20 protein-coding genes are annotated in these 23,360 nt (G+C 64.3%); 16 read left to right on the top strand and 4 right to left on the bottom strand.

Annotated elements, in window-relative coordinates; genetic code table 11:
- The 11 genes from U0988_RS01930 to U0988_RS01880 all read left to right on the top strand — a co-directional run.
- Window positions 1–1,529 (top strand): hypothetical protein (locus U0988_RS01930; RefSeq protein ID WP_322290962.1); only part of this gene is annotated, 1,529 nt, incomplete at its 5' end.
- 37 nt (window positions 1,530–1,566) lie between these two features.
- Window positions 1,567–2,202, top strand: a complete 636-nt coding sequence (locus U0988_RS01925; RefSeq protein ID WP_322290961.1) for a DUF2460 domain-containing protein — start codon at window positions 1,567–1,569, stop codon at window positions 2,200–2,202.
- Window positions 2,199–3,098 carry a DUF2163 domain-containing protein gene (locus U0988_RS01920; protein ID WP_322290960.1) on the top strand — a complete coding sequence of 300 codons (900 nt, stop codon included), beginning with the start codon at window positions 2,199–2,201 and terminating at the stop codon, window positions 3,096–3,098. Before U0988_RS01925 ends, U0988_RS01920 begins: the two co-directional genes overlap by 4 nt.
- Complete coding sequence (locus U0988_RS01915) at window positions 3,091–3,594, top strand: hypothetical protein (RefSeq protein WP_322290959.1); 504 nt, start codon at window positions 3,091–3,093, stop codon at window positions 3,592–3,594. The genes U0988_RS01920 and U0988_RS01915 overlap by 8 nt, the downstream gene beginning before the upstream one ends.
- On the top strand, window positions 3,594–6,560 hold the full coding sequence (locus U0988_RS01910; protein WP_322290958.1) for a phage tail protein: 2,967 nt from the start codon (window positions 3,594–3,596) through the stop codon (window positions 6,558–6,560). The genes U0988_RS01915 and U0988_RS01910 overlap by 1 nt, the downstream gene beginning before the upstream one ends.
- Window positions 6,561–6,578: 18 nt before the next feature.
- Window positions 6,579–7,712, top strand: a complete 1,134-nt coding sequence (locus U0988_RS01905; RefSeq protein ID WP_322290957.1) for a DUF2793 domain-containing protein — start codon at window positions 6,579–6,581, stop codon at window positions 7,710–7,712.
- Complete coding sequence (locus tag U0988_RS01900) at window positions 7,712–8,446, top strand: hypothetical protein (protein WP_322290956.1); 735 nt, start codon at window positions 7,712–7,714, stop codon at window positions 8,444–8,446. The genes U0988_RS01905 and U0988_RS01900 overlap by 1 nt, the downstream gene beginning before the upstream one ends.
- A gap of 115 nt (window positions 8,447–8,561) precedes the next feature.
- Window positions 8,562–9,512 carry a hypothetical protein gene (locus U0988_RS01895; RefSeq protein WP_322290955.1) on the top strand — a complete coding sequence of 317 codons (951 nt, stop codon included), beginning with the start codon at window positions 8,562–8,564 and terminating at the stop codon, window positions 9,510–9,512.
- 174 nt (window positions 9,513–9,686) lie between these two features.
- A complete protein-coding gene (locus tag U0988_RS01890; RefSeq protein WP_322290954.1) occupies window positions 9,687–10,490 on the top strand; it encodes a DNA adenine methylase in 804 nt (267 codons plus the stop codon).
- 236 nt (window positions 10,491–10,726) lie between these two features.
- Window positions 10,727–11,242, top strand: a complete 516-nt coding sequence (locus tag U0988_RS01885) for a glycine zipper 2TM domain-containing protein (RefSeq protein WP_322290953.1) — start codon at window positions 10,727–10,729, stop codon at window positions 11,240–11,242.
- Window positions 11,243–11,445: 203 nt separating this feature from the next.
- On the top strand, window positions 11,446–12,165 hold the full coding sequence (locus U0988_RS01880; protein ID WP_322290952.1) for a hypothetical protein: 720 nt from the start codon (window positions 11,446–11,448) through the stop codon (window positions 12,163–12,165).
- Between the two features lie 3 nt (window positions 12,166–12,168).
- On the opposite strand, the gene astD is transcribed toward U0988_RS01880, so the two are convergent.
- Window positions 12,169–13,581 carry a succinylglutamate-semialdehyde dehydrogenase gene (gene astD / locus U0988_RS01875; protein ID WP_322290951.1) on the bottom strand — a complete coding sequence of 471 codons (1,413 nt, stop codon included), beginning with the start codon at window positions 13,579–13,581 and terminating at the stop codon, window positions 12,169–12,171.
- A 94-nt stretch (window positions 13,582–13,675) separates the two neighbouring features.
- Window positions 13,676–15,082, bottom strand: coding sequence for a protein adenylyltransferase SelO family protein (locus tag U0988_RS01870; RefSeq protein ID WP_322290950.1), 1,407 nt, complete (start codon window positions 15,080–15,082; stop codon window positions 13,676–13,678).
- A gap of 106 nt (window positions 15,083–15,188) precedes the next feature.
- Here U0988_RS01870 and U0988_RS01865 point away from each other — a divergent pair, with 106 nt between their 5' ends.
- The 5 genes from U0988_RS01865 (at window position 15,189) to U0988_RS01845 (ending at window position 21,102) form a co-directional block, all read left to right on the top strand.
- A complete protein-coding gene (locus U0988_RS01865; RefSeq protein ID WP_322290949.1) occupies window positions 15,189–16,070 on the top strand; it encodes an alpha/beta hydrolase in 882 nt (293 codons plus the stop codon).
- Between the two features lie 10 nt (window positions 16,071–16,080).
- Window positions 16,081–17,277: a glycosyltransferase family 4 protein gene (locus U0988_RS01860; protein WP_322290948.1), complete on the top strand. Its 1,197-nt coding sequence runs from the start codon at window positions 16,081–16,083 to the stop codon at window positions 17,275–17,277.
- A 152-nt stretch (window positions 17,278–17,429) separates the two neighbouring features.
- Entirely contained in the window at window positions 17,430–18,230 is an 801-nt protein-coding gene (locus U0988_RS01855) for a tetratricopeptide repeat protein (RefSeq protein WP_322290947.1), read from the top strand.
- 61 nt (window positions 18,231–18,291) lie between these two features.
- Window positions 18,292–19,641: a PQQ-binding-like beta-propeller repeat protein gene (locus tag U0988_RS01850; protein WP_322290946.1), complete on the top strand. Its 1,350-nt coding sequence runs from the start codon at window positions 18,292–18,294 to the stop codon at window positions 19,639–19,641.
- Between the two features lie 72 nt (window positions 19,642–19,713).
- Window positions 19,714–21,102, top strand: coding sequence for a methyltransferase family protein (locus U0988_RS01845; RefSeq protein WP_416172350.1), 1,389 nt, complete (start codon window positions 19,714–19,716; stop codon window positions 21,100–21,102).
- Between the two features lie 6 nt (window positions 21,103–21,108).
- Here U0988_RS01845 and U0988_RS01840 read toward each other — a convergent pair whose 3' ends face one another.
- Window positions 21,109–22,494, bottom strand: a complete 1,386-nt coding sequence (locus U0988_RS01840) for a glutamate--cysteine ligase (RefSeq protein ID WP_322290945.1) — start codon at window positions 22,492–22,494, stop codon at window positions 21,109–21,111.
- 69 nt (window positions 22,495–22,563) lie between these two features.
- Window positions 22,564–23,307 carry a 16S rRNA (uracil(1498)-N(3))-methyltransferase gene (locus U0988_RS01835; RefSeq protein WP_322290964.1) on the bottom strand — a complete coding sequence of 248 codons (744 nt, stop codon included), beginning with the start codon at window positions 23,305–23,307 and terminating at the stop codon, window positions 22,564–22,566.
- Between the last annotated feature and the right edge of the window lie 53 nt (window positions 23,308–23,360).

The following is a 23,360-nucleotide window of genomic DNA, read 5'->3' as shown; positions in this document are numbered from 1 at the left end:
TCTTCGAGGATCTGCAGAAGGCACTCGGCGGCGATAAGGAGGCGCTCGCCGGATTTCTCGATCCGGCCAAGCCGAAAAAGGCGAAGGCCGCCAGAAAGGGCAAGAAAGAAAAGACGCCCGAGGAAATCGCCGCCGATTTTGCCGATGAGACGGCGCAGCTGGAGGCCGAGACGCTGCGCGCCCGGCAGCGGCTGGCGACCAACGCCGAAGACCGGGCGGCAATCGGCTTCGAGCTGCTCGACATCGAGCTGAAGCAGAAGATCGCCGCGATCGAGGCGAGCGATTTCTCGGACGAGCAGAAAGCGGCGCTGAAGAAGCAGGTCGCGACGCTGCTGGGCCATCAGACGGTGCTGGACGAGCAGGGCAATATTCTGGTGTCGGGCACCGATTCGCTGGAAGCGCAATTGATCGCGCGCGAGCGCAGCGCCGAGCTGGAACGCGACGCGCAGGGGCTCGCCCAGGAACACTATGACGCGGTCCGCGACGTGCTGCAGCTGCAGTTCGATCTGGCGGACACCGAGGCCGAGCGGAAGCGGCTGGCACTGGCGATGCTCGATGCCGAGGAAGCCTATCTCCGCTCGCGGCTGGAAGCGGTGGTGAACAGTCAGGTTGCCAACGATGCCGAAAAGCTGCGCGCGCAGGTGGCGCTCGATGCGATGGCCGCCACCGCCGCGCAGCGGCGCGAAAGCGTGGCGCGGGCGAACGAAACCTCGGTCGAGCGCTTCATGCGCGATTTGAACAAGACGCCCGAGCAGCTGAACGAGGCGGTCGACCAGATCAAGATCGGCGGGCTGGAAGCGTTCAACAGCGAGCTGGTCAATGCGATCGTCAATTTCCGCTCGCTGGGCGATGTCGCCCGCTCGGTGGTGCGGCAGATGCTGAGCGAATTCCTGCAGCTGCAGATCCAGCAGAACCTGATCCGCCCGCTGGCGGGCCGTCTGGGTCTGGGGCAAGCTGCCGGAGCGGGGCAATCCTCGGCCGGCGAGCTGCAGGCGGCCGGCGCGACCATGACGGCGGCCGGGGGCACGCTGACCACCGCGGCGGGCGTGTGGAGCGCGACAGCGGCACAGATCCAGGCGGCGGCGGCATCGATGGCGGCGAGCGCTGCCGGGGGTGGTGGTCTTGGCGGCGGCGGCGGCGGGGGTCTGGGAGGCCTGCTCGGCGCAGTCGGGTCGCTGCTGGGCGGGGCATCGCCGCAAGCCAGCCTGGTCGGCAGTGTCGAGGGGCTGTTTGCCGATCCGTCCTTTGCCGGGCTGTTCGCCGGCGGCGGGCTGATCCCCAGCGGCCAGTTCGGGATCGTTGGCGAGGCCGGGCCCGAACCGGTGTTCGCGACCGATGGCGGGGTCCAGGTGCTGCCCAATTCGGCAATGCGCCGCGGGTCGTTTTCCGCGAAGAGCGGCGGCGACACGATCGTGATCCCGCAAACCTTTCTGGTGCCCGAGCGGAGCGATCCGCGGCGGACCAAGAGCAGTGTCGATCGCGGCACACAGCAAGCGCTGGGCGTGGCCAGCAGAAAGAATCTGGCATGATGCTTCGACTTCGCTCAGCACATTCGGGGATCAATCGATGATCGATGATGTCCGCCTGCCCGACAAATTCTCCCGCGGATCCTCGGGCGGCTTTGCCTTCAAGACGGACGCGGTGCGGCTCGTCTCGGGCGAAATCGACCGCGAGGAATTATGGGCCGATCCGCTGGGCACCTGGGACGTGGCGCATACGATCCAGAGCCTGGAGGACATGGCGGCGCTGCGCGCGTTCCACCGCGCCCGGCGCGGCAGCGCGCGCGGCTTCCTGTTCCGCGATTTCCTGGAATACAGCAGCGCGGCCAACGGCATCGATGCGCCGGATGAACTCGACCAGCCGCTGGGCACGGGCGACGGGGCGGAAACGGTGTTCGCGATCATCAAACGCTACCAGGATGCCGGCAACACTTACGATTGGCCGGTTCACTGGCCGGTGGAGGCCGCGGTGCTGGTGGCGGTGAACGGCGTGGTGACCGGCGGCTTTACGGTCCAGCGCGGGGCGGGCACGATCACCTTTGCCGCGCCGCCTGCGCCCGGCGCAGTGCTGACCTGCGGGTTCGAATACGATCTGCCGGTGCATTTCGTCGAGGATCAGCTGAATGTCACGTTCGATACCAAGACCTCGCGCAGCGCCGGGCAGGTGCCGATCGAGCAGCTGATCGGGGAGGATCTGGCATGAGCGCGACCATCCCCGCTCCGCTGGCCGCCGCGCTGGCGCAAGTGCCGCGCGCAACCGCCTTCTGCCTGATGCTGCAGGCCAAGGACGGGTTGCGGCAGGGGTTCACCACCTGGTCCCGGCCGGTGACGCTGGATCTCGGGCTGGGCCAGGGACCCGAGACATTCGACCGCGGCATGAACCTGTCCGCGATCACCAAGGCGGTGGGCTTTGTCGCGAGCAATTTCGAAGTCCATGCACCGGCAAATGGCGAGTTCCGCCCGGCCAAGGTCTATGGCGGCCGCTGGCGCAGGGCGGCCGCATGGCTGGTGCGGGTGTCCCCCGATGTGGACGGCGCAGCCGCGGGCTATCAGCCGGTGCTGCGCGGGCGGGTGGCCGAAGGCCGGATCGAGGGGCGGCGGTTCGTGCTGGAAGTGCGCAATGCGATGGATGCGTACAACCAGACGCAGGGCGAAGTGATGTCCCCGCAATGCCGCACCTGGTTCGGCGATCCGGTGCGCTGCCGGGTGGTGCGCGAGCCCTTTGCCGCGGTGGTGACGGCGGCGGAATCGGCGCATGAATTCAGCGTCGATCTGGCGGGGGTGCATCCCGACGATTTCTTCAATTTCGGCAACGCTGCTTTCCTGACCGGCGAGCATGGCGGGACCGACGAGCGCAAGATCTATGATTATGACGGGGCAACCGGCACGGTCGAGCTGCTGGAACCGCTGTTCGAGGCCCCCGAGGTGGGCGACACGCTGACGCTGTTCCGGGGATGCTCCAAACTGCTGATCTCCGACGATCCGGCGGTTCCGACCTGTGTCAGCTATGACAATGGGGTGAATTTCCAGGGCGAGCCGGAATTGCCGGGCGACCGTCAGCACCGCAAGGTGTCCGCGCTGGGGACCAGCTATGAATAGCGGCGCGGCTTTCGGGGCCGATCGGGGCGCGATGGCGCTGGCCGAGGCGCGCCGCTGGATCGGTACGCCGGTCAAGTGGGAGCAGAGCCTGAAGGGCCAGGGCTGCGATTGCCGCGGGCTGGTGGCCGGGGTGGCGCGGGCGCTGGGCTGGGAGGAAGCCGGCAGCCTGGAAGCGCGGATCGCCGGCTATGCCAGGGGCCGGATCGACGGGGCGGCGCTGAAGGCCGGGCTGGACCGGCTGTTCGACCCGGTCGAAGGCGGGCTGGCGCAGGCGCGCGCGGGCGATGTCGTGGGCCTGCGGATCAACGACAATCTGCAGCATCTGGCGATCCATGCGGGCGTGGCGGGCGGATATCCGCGCATGGTCCATGCCTTTTTGAGCGAACCGGCGCAGGTGGTCGAGGTGCCAATGGTCGGGTACTGGCAGCGGCGCGTGGCCGGGATCTGGCGCTGGCGCGAACCCGCCTTAAGCAGCGCAGCGGCGGGTGATAGCTGATGTCGATCGATCCCTTCACCATTGCCCTGATGGCCGCCAATGTGGCGCTGCAGGCGTCGCAGGAATTCGAAGGCCCGCGGATCAAGGACCCGCCCGCCTCGCTGGCGGATTACAACACGCCGCATAATTACCTGATCGGAACGCGGATGCTGTCGTGCCCGTGCATCTTCCAGAAACCGATCCTGGAGAAGAGGAAGCGGCGCAAGGGCAAGGGCGGCAAGCAGACCAGCTATACCGGTTTCCTGACCTGGGCATCGCATATTGCCGGGCATGAGATCGGCAAGGTGCTGGGGATCTGGTTCAACAACAATCTGGTCTATGACGCGACCGGCAGCGGCGAGAAGATCTATCCGCTGGCGGATGATTACGAGCTGGAGAATTCGCTGCGGATCTATACCGGGACGGCCGACCAGGACCCGGACCCGAACATGCTGCCGTTCATCGAGGCCAAATACGGCGTTGCGGGAACCACCCCGGCCTATCGCCACCAGGCCTATATGTATTTCGAGAACATCCCCGGCGAGCAGATCGGCAATGTGTTTCCCGATGTGAAGGTGCTGGTCAGTTCAACCGTGGTCGCGTCATCCCCTGCGCTGGTGTCGCTGGATTTCGCCAACGGCAGTTACAGCATCGGCGGCGCAGCGCGCACGCTGGCGCAGGTGGTCAATGCCGGGCTGTTCGGAAGTTTCGACGCCGGCGACGTTGTTCCCGGCGTTGGTCTGATCCAGACGATCGCCGCCCCGCCGCCCTTTACATCGGCGAGCACTGCGGTGCTGACGCCGGAGGCCTTCGCCGCGGTGGGCGCAGCGGGCTTTACCGCAGTGGTGGATTTCACGCTTCTGGCCAATGGCGCGGGGGGTGGTTCGGGAGCGTTCGCGCGGATAAATTTTGCGACACAGGGCTCTGACTTTGGCGGCGCTCGCGGCGTGGAGGCCTTCTATGCCGACACCACGCTCGGGGGTTCTCCTGACAGGGTGGCACTCTTCGATGCCAGCTCAAGCTTCACCGATGTAACCAATCCGCTGGCCAGCGGCGATCACCGGATGGCGGTGACGCTCGAAGCGGATGAACTGGCCGGTTCGGTCAATGGAGGGGCGGCGCTTGTCGCGACCACCGCCGCCCCGTTCGATTCCGACAGGATTGTAATCGGCGTGGATGTGAGCGCGGACCCTGGGAACAGCGCGACTTCCATTGTCAGGAAGATCGTATTCTATCCTGCCGTTGCCCCGTCGCAGCTGCCCGCGTTGAGCGCCCCCGGGGAGGGCGAGCCCACAGAAGAAGGCGCACTGCCCAGGCTGGCCGATTTGCTGACAATAGTGGCGCAGCGCGGAGGGCTGGAAGCGGACGAGTATGATTTCAGCCAGGCAACGCAGCCCGTGGTGGGCTTTAACTGGACCCAGAGCAGCGGGAGCCAGATCGCGCGGGATCTGGTCGCGCTGTATGATGTGGTGATGCGGCCGCATGACTTTCTGCTGGAAGCTCTGCCGCGTGGCGGCGCGGCGCAAGGCGCGATCGACTGGACCGAATTTGCCGAGGATGGCGAAGGAAGCGAGCCCTATAGCAGGTTGACACCCGGACCGACCGATCTGGCGCGGCAGATCTATGTCAAGTTCGCCGATTCCGAAGCGGGCCAGAACCCGAGCGTGGCCATCCCGGTCAGCCCCGATCCCGAAAGCGCCAATTCGGAGCGCGAGATATCCTATGATCTGTCGAGCTGGGCCGCGAGCCCGGACCAGGCGCAGCAATATGCGGCGCGGCATTTCCGCCGCAGCCGGGTGAGCGCCGCCAAGGCCAGTTTTGCCCTGTCGCGTCGGCGCATGGCCATCGAACCGGGTGATGTATGGACCCCGATCTTCCGCGGCGATTCGCTGTCGATGATGTGCGAAAAGCTGGTGATCCCGCCGATGGGCGCGCTGACCACGGACTGGGAAATGGATCTGGCGGCGATCGCCACCCTGCCCGATTTTCCCGGTGCGGGATCGGGCGGATATGTGCCGCCAACGGTGCTCGAATCGGTGGGTTCGATCGGCGAGGTGCTCGACATCCCGATGTTTGCCGATGCGCATGAACAAAGCGCACCCTTTGCCTATCTCTATGGCGGACCGGCCGAGCCCGGCACCTGGGCGGGCATGGACTGGTGGGTCAGCGATACGGGCGAGCTGGACAGCTACGCCCTGTGGGACGGGATCGCCGCCGGCGACGGGGCGATCATGGGAACTGCCGGCAATGCGCTGCCCGATGCCCAGCCGTGGGTGGTGGACAGTGGATCATCTGTGACCGTGACGATCAACCAGGGCGAGCTGACCGCGGCGACCTATGCCCAATTGCTCGACAATCCGGCGCTCAATCTGGTCGCCCTGCGATCGGGCGCGGGTTGGGAATGGCTGCAATTCATGAGCGCCGAGCTGGTCGGCACGCGCACCTATATCCTGACCGGCCTGCGGCGCGGGCTGCGGGGAACCGAGCACGCGATCGGCGGCCATGCGATCGGCGACCGGTTCATCCTGATCGAGACGCTGAAGATCCGCACCATGGGCGCGGCCGAGATCGGCGATACCGATTATTACACGGTCAGCAGCGCGGGCCAGGCGGTGGATCAGGATGCGGCGATCGCGCAGCCCTATACCGGGGCCAGCCACAAGCCGCTCGCACCGGTGCATGGCAGCTGGTCCCAGAGCGGGGCCGACTGGCTGCTCGATGCGCGGCGGCGCACCCGCTTGGGCGGCGGATCGCTCGACAATCAGGATGTACCGCTGGGTCACGCCAGCGAAAGTTGGGCGCTGGATATTCTCGACGGGGCAACCGTGGTCCGCACGATCACCGGCACCAGCCTGCCGCTGAGCTACGCGGAAGCCGACCAGATCGCCGATTTCGGCGCGCCGCTGGGCGCTGCGCCAGCGGCCGAGCTGTACCAGATCGACCCGACCCTCAATCTGCGCGGTTTCGCGCTCTCACTGCCGATATAGGCCCACTTAGGAAAGATCATGCCCGGAACCGAAATCTCCCCGATCTATGGCCTCAACATCTGGGCTGGTCCGCAAAGCTCCCCGTGGGAGGTCGAGAACGCCTTCCAGCGCATGGTCGAGGCCTTCATGCGCGGCAGCGTGGCCGACCGTGACCTGACCGCGCCGCCGGTCAGCACCGCCGATGGCGCGGCCTATCTGGTCGCCGCCGCCGCAACGGGCGCCTGGGCAGGCCATGACGGCGAGTTGGCGGTGGCGGTGGGCGTGGACGCCAGCAACGGGTGGCTGTTCGCCGCCGCGGCGACCGAAGGGCAGATATTGTGGGTCGAGGATGAAGCCATCCGCATCCAGTTCATTGGCGCGGCCTGGGCGGAAATTGCGTTGGGCGACGGCACGGCGGCGGGGCTGGATTTCGACATCGACGGAACGCTCGCCGCCAACAGCGATGCGCTGGTCCCGACGCAGCAGGCGGTCAAGACCTATGTCGATACCGAGATAGCGGCGGTTTCGGGCTATACCGACGAACAGGCACGCGATGCCATCGGCGCGGCGCTGGTGGCGGGGGCCAACATTTCGATCACGGTGGACGACGGGGCGGACACGATCACCATTGCCGCCTCGGGCGGGGCCGGTTCGCTTGACGTGGAGGATGACGGCGTCGGCGTCGTCGCGGCTGCGTCGGCGCTGAATTTCACCGGCGCGGGTGTGATCGTGACCGATGCAGGCGGCGGGATGGCGGACATAGCGATTGCGGGCGGCGGGGCCGTCACCTTCGCCACCGCAGCGGAAATCCGCACCGGCACCGAGGCGGCCAAAGCGATTGCGCCGGATCAGCTATTTGCCGCCGCAGCACCAATCACATTGACCGACGCCGCAACCATCGCGGTGGATATGGCAACGGGGATCAATTTCAACGTCACGCTGGCGGGCAACCGGACGCTTGGCAACCCGACGAACGCCAAGGCGGGCCAATCGGGCCGGATTCGGGTGACACAGGACGGAACGGGAGGCCGGACGCTGGCCTACGGTGCAAACTGGAAGCACGTAACCGCCGTGCCGACACTGGCAACGGCGGCGGGGGCAATTGACCTGTTCGCCTATTTCGTGGACGCGACGGACAATATCGAACTGTCCTATGTCGGGACGCTTGCCTGATGCTGCCGTTCAGAGCGCCGATGATGACAAAGCGGTTCGCGGCGGCGGGTGGCGTCCTAATCCCCTATGTCGGCGGCAAAACCAATCCGGTTATCGCCTCAAACACCTTGGCGGAAACGATTGATCTTACTTCCGGCTTTTCGGGGGGCATCGACACTGCGCCATCCGAAGATGATCTAGTCTTGCTGTTTTTCTCGATATTTTCGACAAGCGACAGAAATGTGTCGGTCACAAGTTCGGGGTGGACCGAGATTGCCGACCTATACGGAAACGATGCCAGAGATTCAAACTTGGGCATCTATTACAAGTTCATGGGCGCAACACCCGACACATCTGTCACTTTGGGCACGATAGCCAACGAGAATTTTTCCGCTGTTGCCGCCTTGCAGGTTTGGCGGGGAGTCGACCAGACGACCCCCCTTGACGTTGCGATCGCCACCGCTGTCGGAGGCAATACCGGGCGACCAGACCCCCCTTCAATCACGCCGGTAACTGCGGGGTCTGTTGTCTCCGTGGTCGGGGCGGCTGCGGGGGATTCGTTCGCCGCATTGACTTCCAGTGATCTCGACAATTTCATTCAACTTATAAGCGTTGGAGGCGTGGCGCTGGCGATTGTCGCAGCGGGTTCGATGCCTTGGAGCGGGGGGGCGGTCGATCCCGCTCTTTTCGGGGGCGGCACCGAGGCGGTAAATGCAAGCTGGACGGCGGCTTCAATAGCACTGCGCCCAGCCTAAACCACCGCCCACAATATCGGCACCGCAACCATAAGCCCGCGTATCTCGTTAAGCACCAGCAGGACTATCGACCCGGCGACAATAAGCCCGCGTATCACCGAGAAAGGGAAATTTCATGGCATTCGACAAATTGAACCGGCGGCAGCTGCTCGAGGAAAGCCTGTATCATTTCAACGAAGCGGAAAACTCCATCCAGTCGGCGATGCGCCGCCTGGCCGAAGCGATCCGCCGCGAGGATATCGTCGCCGCGCCAGAGCCGGAGCCTGCACCTGAACCAGCGCCTGTGCCGGATCCGGAACCGATCCCCGCGCCCGCGCCGGAACCCACACCCGCGCCGGAACCTGCGCCTGATACGGAGCCGGAACCTGCGCCCGCTCCGGCTCCCGTTTACGCGCCGATCGTAAAGATCGACGAGCGCCATGCCAGATGGGCGGACCGCAAGTGGCGGGTCAATACCAAGCGCCAGCCCCATTCCTTGCAGGTGACAGCGGACAGGGCGCGTTTCGAAATCCGCCCCGAGGATTTCCTGGACGGCTCCAAGCCGCGCTCGGAACTTAGCGGTTCGATCTATGGCGACGACACAAGGCTGCCCAATGGTGTCCTGCTGCGCGGCGGCTTCACCCTGAACGCCCACGCATGGGGCAGCGATATGTCGAAAACATGGGGCGGCGTTTACGGCCAAATCCACATCGGATCGAAGGTCGGCGGCTCGCCCGCGCTCAGCTTCCGCCGCGACCAGGACGGCGATTTCAAGGTGGCGACCCGCGGGGAAAAGGACCTCGGTGGAACAACCCAATGGAAAGGGCCGCTGCCCTTCGATGAAGAGCATGACATCGTCTATTGCGTGAAGCTGCACCCCACTGAAGCCGAGCTCCGCGTCTGGATCGATCGGGAGCCGGTGCTGGACCTGACCGGCGTGTCGATCGGCCACAGTATCGCCGACGCCTATTGGGCACTGGGGCTCTACTTCTCCGGCGGGATCACCGGCCCGATCGTCGCCGAATATTCGGAACACACCTATCCCTCGCCTGACGGAGACTCCCCGCTCATCCGGGCCGTTCGGTAGGGGGCGAGGCGAAGGCACGCGTTCCGGGGCGAACGCCCATTCGAGGTCCGCTAACGGGGGAAGCAGGGACGTTGAAGCGCCCCGAACCGCGAGCGGACACTCGCACCATTGGCCGGCATGCTCGGCCTCAAGTTCCCCCGGCCGTTACGGCGGGGACCTCGATAGGTGCAGATGATGAAGAATAAATTGAAATTGGAGCCTGTCCGGCCAACCCGGCCGGTCGCACCCTACATCGGCGGCAAGCGCGCTCTTTCCCGGCGCCTGGTCGAGCGGATCGACGCGGTGCCTCATCGCCTCTATGCAGAGCCGTTCGTCGGAATGGGCGGCGTGTTCTTCCGCCGCCGCATGCGGCCGCGCAAGGAAGTGATCAACGATATCGGGTTCGACGTGGTGAACCTCTTCCGCCTGCTGCAGCGCCATTACCAGCAGCTGCTCGACGTCCTCAAATGGCAGGTCTGCAGCCGTGCGGAGTTTGACCGTCTGCTGGCGATGCCGCCCGACCGGCTGACCGATCTGGAACGCGCTGCTCGCTTCCTCTACCTCCAGCGCACCAGCTTCGGCGGCAAGGTTGCCGGGCGGCACTTCGGGATCGACCGCACGGGCGGTGCCCGGTTCGACCTGACCAAGCTGGTGCCGATGCTGGAAGATGTCCACGAGCGCCTGTGCGGAGTCGACATCGAATGCTTGCCCTACGAGAAGCTGATCGCCCGCTATGACACGCCGGAGACGCTGTTCTATCTCGATCCACCCTATTTCGGAACCGAGCATTACTATGGCGAAGGGCTCTTCTCATCGGCCGATTTCGAGCGCCTTAGAGACCTCTTAAAGGCCTCCAGGGCGCGCTTCATCATGTCGATAAATGACGTGCCGGAGATACGCACGCTGTTCGGTGAGTTCGACCTGGAGGAGGCCGCGCTCAATTACAGGGCAGGCGGCAAGGTGACTCCGGCGCGCGAACTGATTATCAGTCGCTGCTGAAGGAGCCAGGCACTGCCGGATGCCTGGGAGAAAATGCTCCAGAAGCTCTTGTCAAAGACTCCAGAAGCTCGCGCCGCGCTACATCCGTTCGTCGCAATTCCGCAATTCTTTCTGTGTCGTTGCTGACCGTTCAGAAATGTCGGAGTATTTATGAACACATCGAATAGCCCGAAGGCTGGAAATCCCCGGCATTCGCCGGATCGCGGATTACCAGCCACAAGAGAAGGATGAGTACAATGACGATCAAGAACAAGACATTCGCTGCGTTCGCACTGGCAATTCCTGCCTTTGCCATGAGCGCGCCCGCTATGGCGGTTGCACCGACGCCGGTTTCCCAGGCCGTCAGCTATGGCACGGTTTCGAGCCATGCAGACCCCATTTTTGAAAATGGGCGTGATCGATATGACCGGCGCCACAGCCGTGGGCGGGGCCATGATCGCTATGACCGCCACGACCGCGATGATCGCTATGATCGCTATGAAAGAAGCGACTTTCGCGACCGCGATTACCGGGGCGACCGGTACGGACAAGAGATCCGCCGTGATACCCGCATCTGGCGCGGCCGCGACGGGCGCTATTACTGCCAGCGTGACAACGGTACGACCGGTCTGTTGATCGGCGGCGCGGTGGGCGGACTGCTCGGTAACGAAGTTGCCGGCCGCGGTGACAAGACGCTCGGCGCGATCCTCGGTGCCGCCGGCGGCGCAATCCTGGGCCGCTCGATCGACCGGAGCAATTCGCGCTGCAGGTAGAATGCCGCGCTGATCGCGACTAGAATGCTTCGGGCGCCCCGCCTCATCTCCGGATGGGGCGGGGTGCTTTTGTGTTTACGTATATAACGAACGCGCAAAGAAACTTCCCGCAACGGGACATGGGCAGGCTGGCGGCTGGAACCCGGGTCAATCTCGAGGTAACCGGATGCAGCGTATGATGTGAGACGTCCCGGAGCACACACATGAATTTCCGTCCCGCCCTGATTGCTTCCATCGTTCCGCTGATGCTGCTCGCCAGCTGCGGAAACGGGACCGACGGTCCGGCACCCGCTGGCGAGATGGACCCTGCCACCCAGGCGGCGCTTAACGATCCGATCATGGTCGATCCCGACCTTGCGGGCCAGAACGATGCCAATGCCGCGCTCACCGGTGGCGGCAATGGCTCACTTCCGGCCGAGGCCACCAGCCCTGCGGCAATCAGGGGTGCCAGGGAAGACGCCATGGCGCTGGTCGGCGGCAGCGTGTATCTGAAGCCCGCTCCCACCGCCACAATCGTTCAAGGCGAAATTCCGGAGACGGCTGTCCTGACCGCTGCGAGCCGCGCCGCAGCGCTGCCTGGCGGCAGCGATTGCACCACCGCTGCGGAATATTCTGCCGTATGGGCCGCACGCCTGCCCCTGACATTCCCGGTCTATCCGCGGGGGAGCACGCAGGAGGCTGCCGGAACCGACAAGGGCCAATGTTCCTTGCGCGTGGTCAATTTCCTCACCCCTGTCCCGCTGGAAGAAGTGCTGTCGTTCTATTACAGCCGCGCCCTCAACGACGGCTACACCGCTGAACATCTGAAGGTGGCGGGCGACAATGTCCTCAGCGGAACCAAGGGCCGGTCAGCTTTTGTCATCTACGCGCGAAAGCTGGCAAATGGCCTGACCGATGTGGACCTGGTCACCAGCGGCAACTGAACGTCAGTCGGTGAAGCCCACGCCGACGCCGGCGCGGGGCTGGTCCATTTCGCTGCTTGCGACCGGATAGGCGCAGTAATCTGCTGCATAGTAGGCCGCCGGACGGTGGTTGCCCGACAGGCCGATGCCGCCAAACGGCGCGCCCGACGACGCACCATTGGTTGGCCGGTTCCAATTGACGATCCCCGCGCGGATATTTGCCCAGAAGCGGTTGTAGTCCTGCGGCCCTCCACCGATCAGCGATGCGGACAGACCGAACCGCGTTCGATTTGCCTCGGCAATGGCCTGGTCGAAATCGTCGACCTTGATGACCTGCAGCAGCGGCCCGAATAATTCCACGTCGGGGCGATCGGTCATGGCGGTGGTGTCGATGATGGCGGGCGAGAGGAACGGCAGTTCGTTGTCGTGGCGGGTCAGATGCTTGATCGCCTTCCCTCCGTTAGAAAGGAAATAGAGGAAACTTTCGACCAGCTGGTCGGCGGCGGTGTTGTCGATCACCGGTCCCATGAACGGAGCCGGATCGGCGAAGGGCTCGCCCACGATGATCCGCTTGGTCAGGTTGCGCACTTCCTCGACGATGGGATCGTACATTTTCGCTGTGACTATCAGCCGCCGCGCGGCGGTGCAGCGCTGGCCCGCGCTGGTAAAGGCGGACTGGACAATCAGCATCGCCGCGTCGGCGATTTTCGGCGTGTCGATGACCACGATGGGGTTGTTTCCGCCCATTTCCAGCGCGACGATCTTGCCGGGGTTGGCGGCGAGTTTCTTATTGATCGCAATACCCGCCTGCGCCGAACCGGTGAACAGCACCCCGTCGATATCGCGGTGAGCGACCAAAGCCTTGCCTTCCTCTGGACCGCCAACGATCAGCTGTGCGACATCGGGTGCCATTCCCGCGCGGTGCAAGCACTGGATCAGCAATTCACCGACTGCCGGGGTTTTCTCGCTGGGTTTGAAGATCACGACATTCCCAGCAATCAGCGCGGGAATGATATGGCCATTGGGCAGGTGCGCCGGGAAGTTGTACGGGCCCAGCACCACCAGCACACCGTGGGGCTTGTGGCGAAGCGCAGTGGTCCCGTGCAGCGCTGAATCGCGCTTCTTTTGTCCGGTCCGGTCCGCATAGGCGGTCACCGAGATATCCACCTTGTTGATCACCGATTCGACTTCGGTGCGGGCTTCCCACAGCGGTTTGCCGGTTTCGCGGGCGATCAGATCCGCCAGCTTTTCGGCTTCCTTGCGCACTTCATTGGCGAAACGGCGGCACAGTTCGATCCGTGTGTTCAGGGGCAATGCGGCCCAGGCCGGCCAGGCCCGCCGCGCCCGCTCGACCGCCTCGTCCACATTACCGACCGGCGCGCGCCACAATTCCAGGCCGGTCGCTGGCTCGTAGGAAATAATCTCATTGTCGGACACTTCGACGAAACACTCCGGTTGCGATCAGTATTCCTGGATCGCTGAAATAAAAGGCGGTTCTTGCTTTGGGCTTCTAGCCTCCACGGCGCTACGGTCAATTCCGCTGTAAAATACCGGCGGGCGCGGGCGGCTCTCCCAGAGCTGTGCCCAGCCGGCGGATCGCCGTGATCTTTTCCTGCAGCGGCTGCCAGTCGTCATTCCGGTCGATAGCGGACCAGATGCCTTCCACTTCGTCGATCAGCAGCGATTCCGGCTCTGCGCGGGTCCAGTATTCATCCTCCGGGCCTGCAGGCTGGTAACCGGACAGCGCATCGGCGAGAGGCCCGGATGCGTTTCTGCCGCCGCGGTGCCGCAGCCAGAACGCCTCGGGCGCGGCGCCTTCCTCCCGCATTGCGGCTTCGCAGGCGGCGACCAGCGCGGAATCGCGTTCGGCGCCTTGGGACGTGACGCCCAGCCGCCAGATCCAACGGCGGGCGATGGCGGCCATGTAGAGCGGCCCGAACCGTTCCAGGGCGGCAATCAGCGGCGACGCGTCGGCTACGGTGCGCAGGGCAATTGCCAGCTGCCCGCAATTCCAGTGCAATGCTTCGGGTTGGCGCCCGAACGCATAGAGACCTCCTGCGTCGAAATAGGCGGCGGTAAATGCGGCGTCCCAGCGCGGCAACCAGCGCCACGGGCCGTAATCGAAGCTCTCGCCGCTGATGTTCATGTTGTCGGTATTGAGCACGCCGTGGACGAAGCCTGCGACCATCCAGCTCGCTGCGAGATCGGCCAGCCGCTCGACGACCTGGTGCAGCAGCTGCACCGCCGGTTCGCCGCGCCCCGGTGCATCGTCGGGCGGGAGCGGCCCCGGATAGTATTTCAGGCAGTAATCGATCAGCGCGGCCATATGGTCTGTCTCTTCCAGCACCGCCAGCCGCTGGAAGGTGCCGATCCGGATGTGTCCGTGGCTCAGCCTGACCATCACCGCCGAACGGGTCGGCGAAGGCTCGTCGCCGCGCCACAGTTCCTCGCCCGTTTCGATGACCGACAGCGTCTTGGAGGTGTTGACGCCTTGCGCCTCGAGCATCTCCGTGGCGAGGATTTCGCGTACCGCCCCCTTCAAGGTCAAACGTCCGTCGCCGCCGCGGCTGTAGGGGGTGGTTCCCGAACCTTTTGTTCCGCAGTCTAGCAAACGCCCATCACCATCGCGCAGCTGCGCGAACAGGAACCCGCGCCCATCGCCGATCTCGGGATTATAGACCCGGAACTGGTGGCCGTGATATTTGAGCGCCAGCGGCACCGGAAGATTATCCGGCAGCGGCGCGAAACGCCCGAAATGTTCGGTCCACCTGGAATCGGGCAATTCCGACAGTCCGATCGCCCGGTCCCAGCGACGGTTGCGAAATCGCAGGAGGGTGCGCGGGAAATCGGCGGCGGACACCGGGCTCCCCAGCCAATCGGCCAGTTCGAGAATTGCGGGATCGGCGCGGTAGGCGGCGGGTTGCGGTTCTGCTCGCATCAGCCGATAGTGGGGGTGCGCACAGTGCATGGCAAGACCGGCCGTGTTCGGGGCGCACCCGATTCAGTTCGCCACAACAGGAAGCGACTCCGCGCCGATGGATACCATGACTGAAGAACTTCTATGGGTGGACCGTACCTGGCAAAGCCCGGATGGTCTGACCCTGCATTTCCGTGATTATCCCGCAGACCCCGCTGCCGCACCCGCGGACCGCCCGCCGCTGCTGTGTATGCACGGGCTGACCCGCAACGCCCGCGATTTCGCGCCGCTGGCCCAGCGGCTGGTGGGGGAATGGCGGCTGATTGTGCCAGAGATGCGCGGCCGCGGGGAAAGCGAATACGCCAAGGATTACATGACCTATAATCCGCTCACCTATGTCGCCGATGTGGAGGCACTGCTGGCACAGGAAGGTGTCTCCCGGTTCGTGGCGGTGGGCACATCTCTGGGCGGGCTGATGACCATGCTGCTGGCAGCGAAGGACCAAAGCCGGCTGGCCGGCGCGGTGCTGAACGACATCGGACCGGACATCGACGCCGAGGGGATCGAACGGATCCGCCAATATGTCGGGCAGGGGCGCAGCTATCCCAGCTGGATGCACGCCGCCCGGGCCCTGCAGGAAGTGCACGGCGGCGCCCATCCGAAATTCGAAATCGAACAGTGGCTGGAAATGGCCAAGCGCGGGATGGTCCTGCAACCCAATGGGCGGATCGGCTTCGATTACGACATGAACATCGCCGAACCGTTTCAGCAGGATGATGGCGCTGCGCCGCCGGACTTGTGGCCCGCCTATGACGCGCTGCGGAATGTGCCGCTGCTGGTCCTGCGCGGTGAATTGTCCGATTTGCTGACCATCGATACGCTCGCTGAAATGCAGCGCCGCCATCCCGATGCCGAGGTGGTCACCGTGCCCGATGTCGGCCATGCTCCGACGCTGGACGAACCCGCTTCCCGCGCGGCGATCGACCGTTTGCTGGCAAGAATCGGCTGAGACGGTTCCGATGAAGTGGAGCGGAACGGTTCGCGCCCGGCCGGCGGCGGGCAAAAAAGCCGCGTCGCCGGACAAGCGGCCGCATATGCTGCATCTCCATTCGACTTTCGCGGCGGGCGGCAAGGAATTGCGCAGCGTGCGGCTGATCAACGCCTGGGGATCCGGTGCGGGCCATTCGATCGTCTCCGCCGTTCCTGAGCGGATGGAGGCAGCGCAGCATATTTTACGCCATATTTCCGTTGCTTATCCAGAAAACTTCCCATCGCTTCTTGGGCGACCAACGCTGGGCCGCTTGCAGAAACTTGCCCGCGCGATGCGGGGGTACGACCTCGTCCTGACCTACAATTGGGGCGCTATCGACGCCGTGATGGCGCATACGCTTTTCGGGGAGGCTTTGGGCCTGCCCCCGCTGATCCACCATGAAGACGGTTTCAACGAAGACGAGCTGAAGCGTCTGAAAAGGCGGCGAAACTGGTATCGCAGGATCGCGCTTGGTCGCACGTCGGGCCTGGTCGTTCCTTCGGAAAAGCTGGAAGAGATCTCCCTGACCGACTGGGCGCAGCCGATGGGCCGTGTGAAACATATACCCAACGGCATTCCTACCGCCGATTTCGCCCGGAAGCCGCGGCCCGACGCTCTGCGCGGCGTGATCAAGCGCAAGGGGGATTTCTGGGTCGGCACAATGGCGGGCCTCCGCAAGATCAAGAACCTGCCGCGGCTGGTTAGGGCCTTCGCCTCTCTACCCGAGGAATGGCACCTGGTGATCGTCGGGGAAGGGCCGGAAGAAGACACCATCCGCGCCGAAGCCGAGCGGCTGGAGATCGGCCACCGGGTGCATCTGCCGGGCTTCGTTCCGGACCCGGCGAATTACGTCGACCTGTTCGACATCTTCGCCCTGTCGTCCGACAGCGAACAATTTCCGATTTCCGTAATCGAGGCAATGGCTGCGGGTGTGCCGGTCGTGGCCCCGGCGGTGGGAGACATCGTGGCAATGGTGTCGGCCCCCAACAACCCCTACATCACGAGCGCAGGCGACGAGGCGAGCCTGGCCGGATCCCTGTCCGAACTCGCATCGCGTGACCGGCTCCGCGCGGAAATCGGGGCGGCAAACCGCGAAAAGGCTCGGGTGGAATTCGACGAAAAGAAAATGATCGAAGCCTATCGCCGTCTTTATTCGTCTGCCATGGGGCGCAGCACGCTGGGCTGAACCGCAGGGACTCAGCGCTTAACCCTCCATTCACGCGGCGGGGGACAGTTAGGCAAACTTCAATTGCATCGTTGCCGCCATCGGTTAAAGACCCGGGGCGCAGATTTTGTAACCATTCCGGAAGAGCCCTTCGCGGCCGTGAGACCAGACAATTGGCCCTGATACCGAAAAACAGCAGCAAGAATTCGCTCGTCACGCCAGAAGAAAAGAAGGCCCAGCGCGAAGCTGCCGCAGAAGACGTGCTGCTGCGCGAAGTGGACGAGGCTGTCCGGCAGGACCAGCTGAGCAATTTCGCTGCCAATTACGGCAAGCCGCTGATCGCGGCGATCGTGCTCGGCCTGGCCGGATTCGGCGGATATCTCTATTGGCAGAGCCAGCAGGAAGCGGCGATGGAGCGCGATTCCGAGGCACTGGTTGCCGCCCTGGACCAGATCGAGGCCGGCAATCTCGATTCCGGCTCGTCGGCGCTCGACCCGCTGATCGCCGGCTCCAATCCGGGCGCACAGGCTGCGTCGACGCTGTTGAAAGCCGGGGTGGCGCTGGAACAGGGCAATGCCCGGGAAGCCGGGCAATTGTTCGCCGCAGTTGCCGCGGATGAGGATGCCCCGCCCGCCTTGCGCGATATTGCAACCATTCGCGGCGTCGCAACCTCCTATGACAGCCTGAAACCTGCCGATATCATTGCCCGCCTCAAGCCGCTGGCGGTGCCGGGGAATCCTTTCTTCGGCAGTGCCGGGGAACTGGTTGCCATGGCCTATCTCGACCAGGGCAAGGAGAAGGAAGCGGGCGCCTTGTTCGCCGCGATTTCCAGGGACGAGGCCGTGCCCGAAGGCCTGCGCTCGCGGGCGCGCCAGATGGCCGGGCTGTACGGGGTGGATGCAATCGAAGATGTCGACAAGGTGCTCGAAGAGCTTGGCTCGCAGCAAGACGCCCCCGTTCCCGGCGCACAGTAAGACACTAAATCACCGCGCGCGAGTTGATCGGCGCGCTTGAATTCTGAGGAAAATTGACCCGATGACCGGCAATCACTTCACCCAAATCACCCGTGCGGCAATAGTCCTGTCGCTGGCAGCGGGGCTGTCTGCGTGCAGCGGCGGCCTGTTCGGCGGCGGCGACAAGAAGGCTACCCCGACCGTGGGCGAAAGGATGCCGATCCTGTCCCGCATCGAAAGCGGTGCGGTGGTGGATCCCGCCTTGGCCGATGTAGCGGTGGTCTTGCCGCCTGCAACCGTGAACACGGACTGGTCGCAAGGCGGCGGCAACGCTGCGAAGTCCAACGGCCATGTGGCGCTGGCTGAAAATCCTGAGCAAGCGTGGACCGTCAGCATTGCCGGTGCGACCAATCGCCGCAGGCTTGCGGCGGCTCCGGTCATTGGCGGCGGGATCATGGTTGCAGTCGGCACGGACGGTGTCGTCAGCGCCTTCGACGCCGCCACCGGTGCGCGGCGGTGGACCTATCAGATGAAAGTCGAGGACAATCTGCAAAGCGCGGCCTTCGGCGGGGGTGCCAGCTATGACAGCGGGCGCGTCTATGCGACGAACGGGGTCGGCGAAGTGGCCGCCCTCGACGCTCAGACCGGTGCCGAAATATGGCGGGTCAAACCTGCGGGTCCGCTTCGCGGATCGCCCACGGTCGCGTTCAACACGGTATTCGTGATGACGCAGGACAACCAGATCATTTCCCTTTCCGCCGCCGATGGTTCCAGCCAGTGGCAGGAATCCGGCTCGAGCGCGCAGGCAGGCGTGTTCGGAGTTGCTTCCCCCGCTGCGGGGCAGGGTACCGTCATCGCCGGTTACAGTTCGGGCGAATTGTCCGCCTATCGTTATGAAAACGGCCGCTCCCTGTGGACCGACGCCTTGTCGCGCACGTCCATATCGACCGAAGTCGGCGCGCTGACGGACATCGATGCCGACCCGATCATCGACCAGGGCCGCGTCTACGCACTGGGGCAGGGCGGCCGCATGGCGGCTTACGAACTGGTTACCGGCCAGCGCATCTGGGAGCTCAATCTCGCCGGTATTTCCACCCCGGCGATTGCGGGCGAATGGATTTTCACACTGACCGACGATGCCCGTCTCCTCGCCATTGCCCGGACGACCGGCAAAGTCCGGTGGATTTCGCAACTGCCGCAGTTCCGCAACGAGAAGAAGAAGACCGATCCGATCTTCTGGACCGGGCCGGTTCTGGCCGGGAACAACCTGTGGGTCGCCAGCACGGAAGGCCAGATCTACCGCGTAAGCATCGCCGAAGGGTCCGCATCGCTGTACCGTGAGCTGAAGGCGGCGGTTTCGGTAGCTCCGATCGTGGCGAACAATACCCTGTATGTGCTCGACGACGACGGGGTAATCCACGCCTTCCGTTGATTGACCGGCCGGAGCGCCTGACCGAGCGCCGCCTTACCCGGCTCTTAACCCTTTTGCGCTAGGCAATCGGGCGTGAATATCGCGCCATCCTTGCTCGTGCCGGACGCTGCGAGACCGGCACTTGCCGCGCCCGCGGCCTTGCCCGAAAGCGACGTATCGGCCGCGGTGGGCTTTGTCGGTGCGCTCGGGTTGCTGGCGTGGATCCTGTTCTGCCGGAATTTTGCCGAGATTTCGCAGTTTCTCGACCTCCCCGGTCCGCGCGCACGGCTTGATGGCCCTCACGCCGCGGTTGCCGCGCTGCTGTTCAGCGCCGGGCCGATGATCGCGTGGTCACTGATTGCCGACAAGGTCCATCGCCGCAGGTCCACCGGCATCGACTGGCACCAACCTCGCGCGGTCGCATCCATCGCCCGCGTATCGATCGTCAAGCTGACCGGATTGTGGGCAACCTGGGCCATGATCGGCGGATTATACTGTCTCGCGCGGTGGTATTGGCAGGGGCAGTATCTGTTCGCGATGGAAGTCATCGGCGCGGCGGCGATCCCGCTGCTTCTGCTGTCCGCTCCCTATGTGCTCTGGCTCGACCGCGTGCTGGTGGAGCCGCGCGACCATGCCTGGCACTTCGGCGCGATGCTGACCGGGCGCGAAGGGTGGGACGCGGAAGAGGTCAAAAGGCACTGGCGGGCATGGATCATCAAGGGGTTTTTCGGAGCGTTCATGATCTCGATCCTGCCGGCCGGCTTTGCCGAGGTGGTCAACGCCGATTTCTCCGGCATTGTGGCCGATCCGGCGCGGCTGGCGATTTTCCTGATCGCGCTGATGTTCGTGGCTGACGTGCAGATCGGAACCGTCGGCTATCTCGTCACCTTCCGCCCGCTCGATGCGCAAATCCGCAGCGGCAATCCGTTGCTGGCGGGGTGGCTGGCGGCGCTGATCTGCTATCCGCCGTTCGTGTTCGGCTTCATGGGCGGGGGCGGAATTCTCGCCTACGAGGTAAACACGCCGGGCTGGACCCATTGGTTTGCTGGGCATACGTCGCTGATGTGGTTGTGGGGCGGAGTTTTGGTGTTCCTGACCGCGGTCTACGCATGGGCGACACTGGCGTTCGGCCTGCGGTTCTCGAACCTCACCTATCGCGGGGTGCTGACCAACGGCCCCTACCGCTTCACTCGGCACCCGGCCTATGTTTCGAAAAATCTGTTCTGGTGGCTGTCGGTACTGCCCTTTCTGGTCAGCAGCGGATCGGTAGTGGACATGATCCGCAATACCTTTTTCCTCGGCTGCGTGAGCGCGATCTATTACTGGCGCGCAAAGACCGAAGAGGCGCACCTGCTGGCTGAAGACGCGAAATACCGGCGCTATCACGCGTGGATGGAACAGCACGGCCTGCTGACCCGGCCCTTGGCGGCATTCAGCCGTCACCTTCGCCCGCGCGGCATCGCGGTGCAACCGGCGGAGTGACGCGGCTCAGAAGCTTTGCTTGTAAACCTGCGTGATGTCGCCGTTCCATTCGCCGTGATACTGGTCGAGCAGGCGCTGCGCCGGAACCTTGCCGGAAGCGATGATTTCATCCAGCGTTTCGAGAAAACCGGTTTCATTGTCTCCGCTGGTGTTGAGCCGCGCGCGTGCAATCAGGCCGGAACGGCAGATCCTGAGCGCCTCCCGCCCGACATCGCGCAAGGTACCGCCGCCGGGAACGGGCGTGTCGAGCGCAAGTCGCGGAACGGTGCGGCGCAGTTCCTCGCGTTCTTCCATCGTCCAGTCCTTGACCAGATCCCATGCTGCATCCAGCGCGTTCTGGTCATAGAGCAGGCCGACCCACAGCGCCGGCAGCGCACAAATGCGCGACCATGGCCCGCCGTCCGCACCGCGCATTTCGAGGAAGCTCTTGAGACGCACTTCGGGAAATGCAGTGGACAGATGGTCCCACCAATCGCTCTGGCGCGGCTTCTCGCCGGGCAGGATGGACAGTTCGCCGCGCAGGAAATCACGGAAACTTAGGCCCGATGCGTCGAGATATCTGCCGTCACGGTAAACGAAATACATCGGCACATCGAGCATGTAATCGACGTAGCGTTCATAGCCGAACCCGTCCTCGAAGACGAACGGCAGCATCCCGGTGCGGTGCGGATCGGTGTCCGACCAGATGTGGCTGCGATAGCTGAGGAAGCCGTTGGGCTTGCCTTCGGTGAACGGCGAATTGGCGAACAGTGCGGTCGCGAGCGGCTGGAGCGCCAGGGCGGTGCGGAATTTCTTCGCCATGTCCGCTTCGGACGAATAATCGAGATTGACCTGGATGGTGCATGTCCGCAGCATCATGTCGAGCCCGAGATTGCCGACCCGCGGCATATGCCGCAGCATGATCTCGTAACGCCCCTTGGGCATGATCGGCAGTTCGTCGCGGGTCTTGTCCGGCCACATGCCGAGTCCGAGAAATCCGACACCGCAGCGCTCGCCAATGGCCTTCACCTGTTCCAGATGCCGCCCGGTTTCGGCGCAGGTCTGATGAAGGTTTTCCAGCGGCGCGCCCGACAATTCGAGCTGCCCGGCGGGTTCCAGGCTCACCGCGCCATCAACGCCGGTCATGGCAATCACCCGCATTTTCCCGTCGGGGCCGCGTTCCTCGACCGGTTCCCAGCCGTATTCGCGCAGCGCCATCAGCATGTCGCGAATTCCGCAGCGCTCGTCATAGGACGGCGCGTGGAAATCCTTGCGGCAATAGACCAGCTTTTCGTGCTCGGTTCCGATTCGCCAGGCGCTGGCCGGTTTTTCGCCCTGCTGCATGGGCGCAACCAGCTGGTCGCGGTGTTCGATTATCGGGTCTTCCGGCCCGTCTGCGCTGCGTGTGCTCATGCCAGTTTCGTTAGGCAACTGAATTGCCCGACGCCAGTAAAATCAATTCGCGACCGAATCGCCCGCCCGTCACCAATCACCGGCTGTCCCCATCCATAAGGCCGTTGCCGCGATAGCCGCGGTTTCGCCGCGCAGTATTCGCGGGCCGAGGGTAATCGGTTTCACCCCTATGCCGTTGCGAAGAAATTGTCTTTCTGCCGGATCGAAGCCGCCTTCCGGCCCGATCAGCAAGGCGGCCGGCACTCCGGCGGCGGCAAAAGCGGCCGCGGCGGGTTCTCCGCCGTCTTCATCGGCGAAGAACAAGGTGCGCCCGGCAGGCCAGTTGGCGAGCAGCGATTCGAGCCGGACCGGCTCCGCAATTTCTGGCAGCGCAGTCCGCGCGCATTGTTCGGCGGCCTCGGTCACGATCACCCGCGCGCGGTCGAGATTGAGCTTGTCCGCGACGCAGCGGCGGGTGATTACCGGCTGGATTCGGGCCGCGCCCAGCTCGGTCGCTTTCTCCAGCACCAGGTCGAACCGGTCTTTCTTGAGCAGTGCGGGGCACAGCCAGAAATCGGCCACATCTTCGCGGGGGCGCAGGCGCTGCGACACCTCCAGCACGATCTCGCGTTTCGCGGCGGACCGGACTGAGGCCGCCCATTCGCCGGTGATGTCATCGCACAGGATGACAATGTCGCCGTCCTTCGCCCGCATCACTCGTGACAGATAATGGGCCTGGTTGCCGGACAGGGCGACGCTCGCGCCCGTCTCGAGCGGGCCGGGGACGAACAGACGCGGTGCGCTGCGTGGGGGCCATTCCGGTGTTTTCGGGATCGGGGCCGCGGGCATGGCTTCCCACTACGCCCGCTGCTCGGTAGGACGCAAGC

Source organism: Allopontixanthobacter sp. (genome assembly GCF_034376665.1).
In the GTDB taxonomy this organism is placed as follows: domain Bacteria; phylum Pseudomonadota; class Alphaproteobacteria; order Sphingomonadales; family Sphingomonadaceae; genus Allopontixanthobacter.
This window is presented reverse-complemented; position numbering and strand designations above follow the sequence as displayed.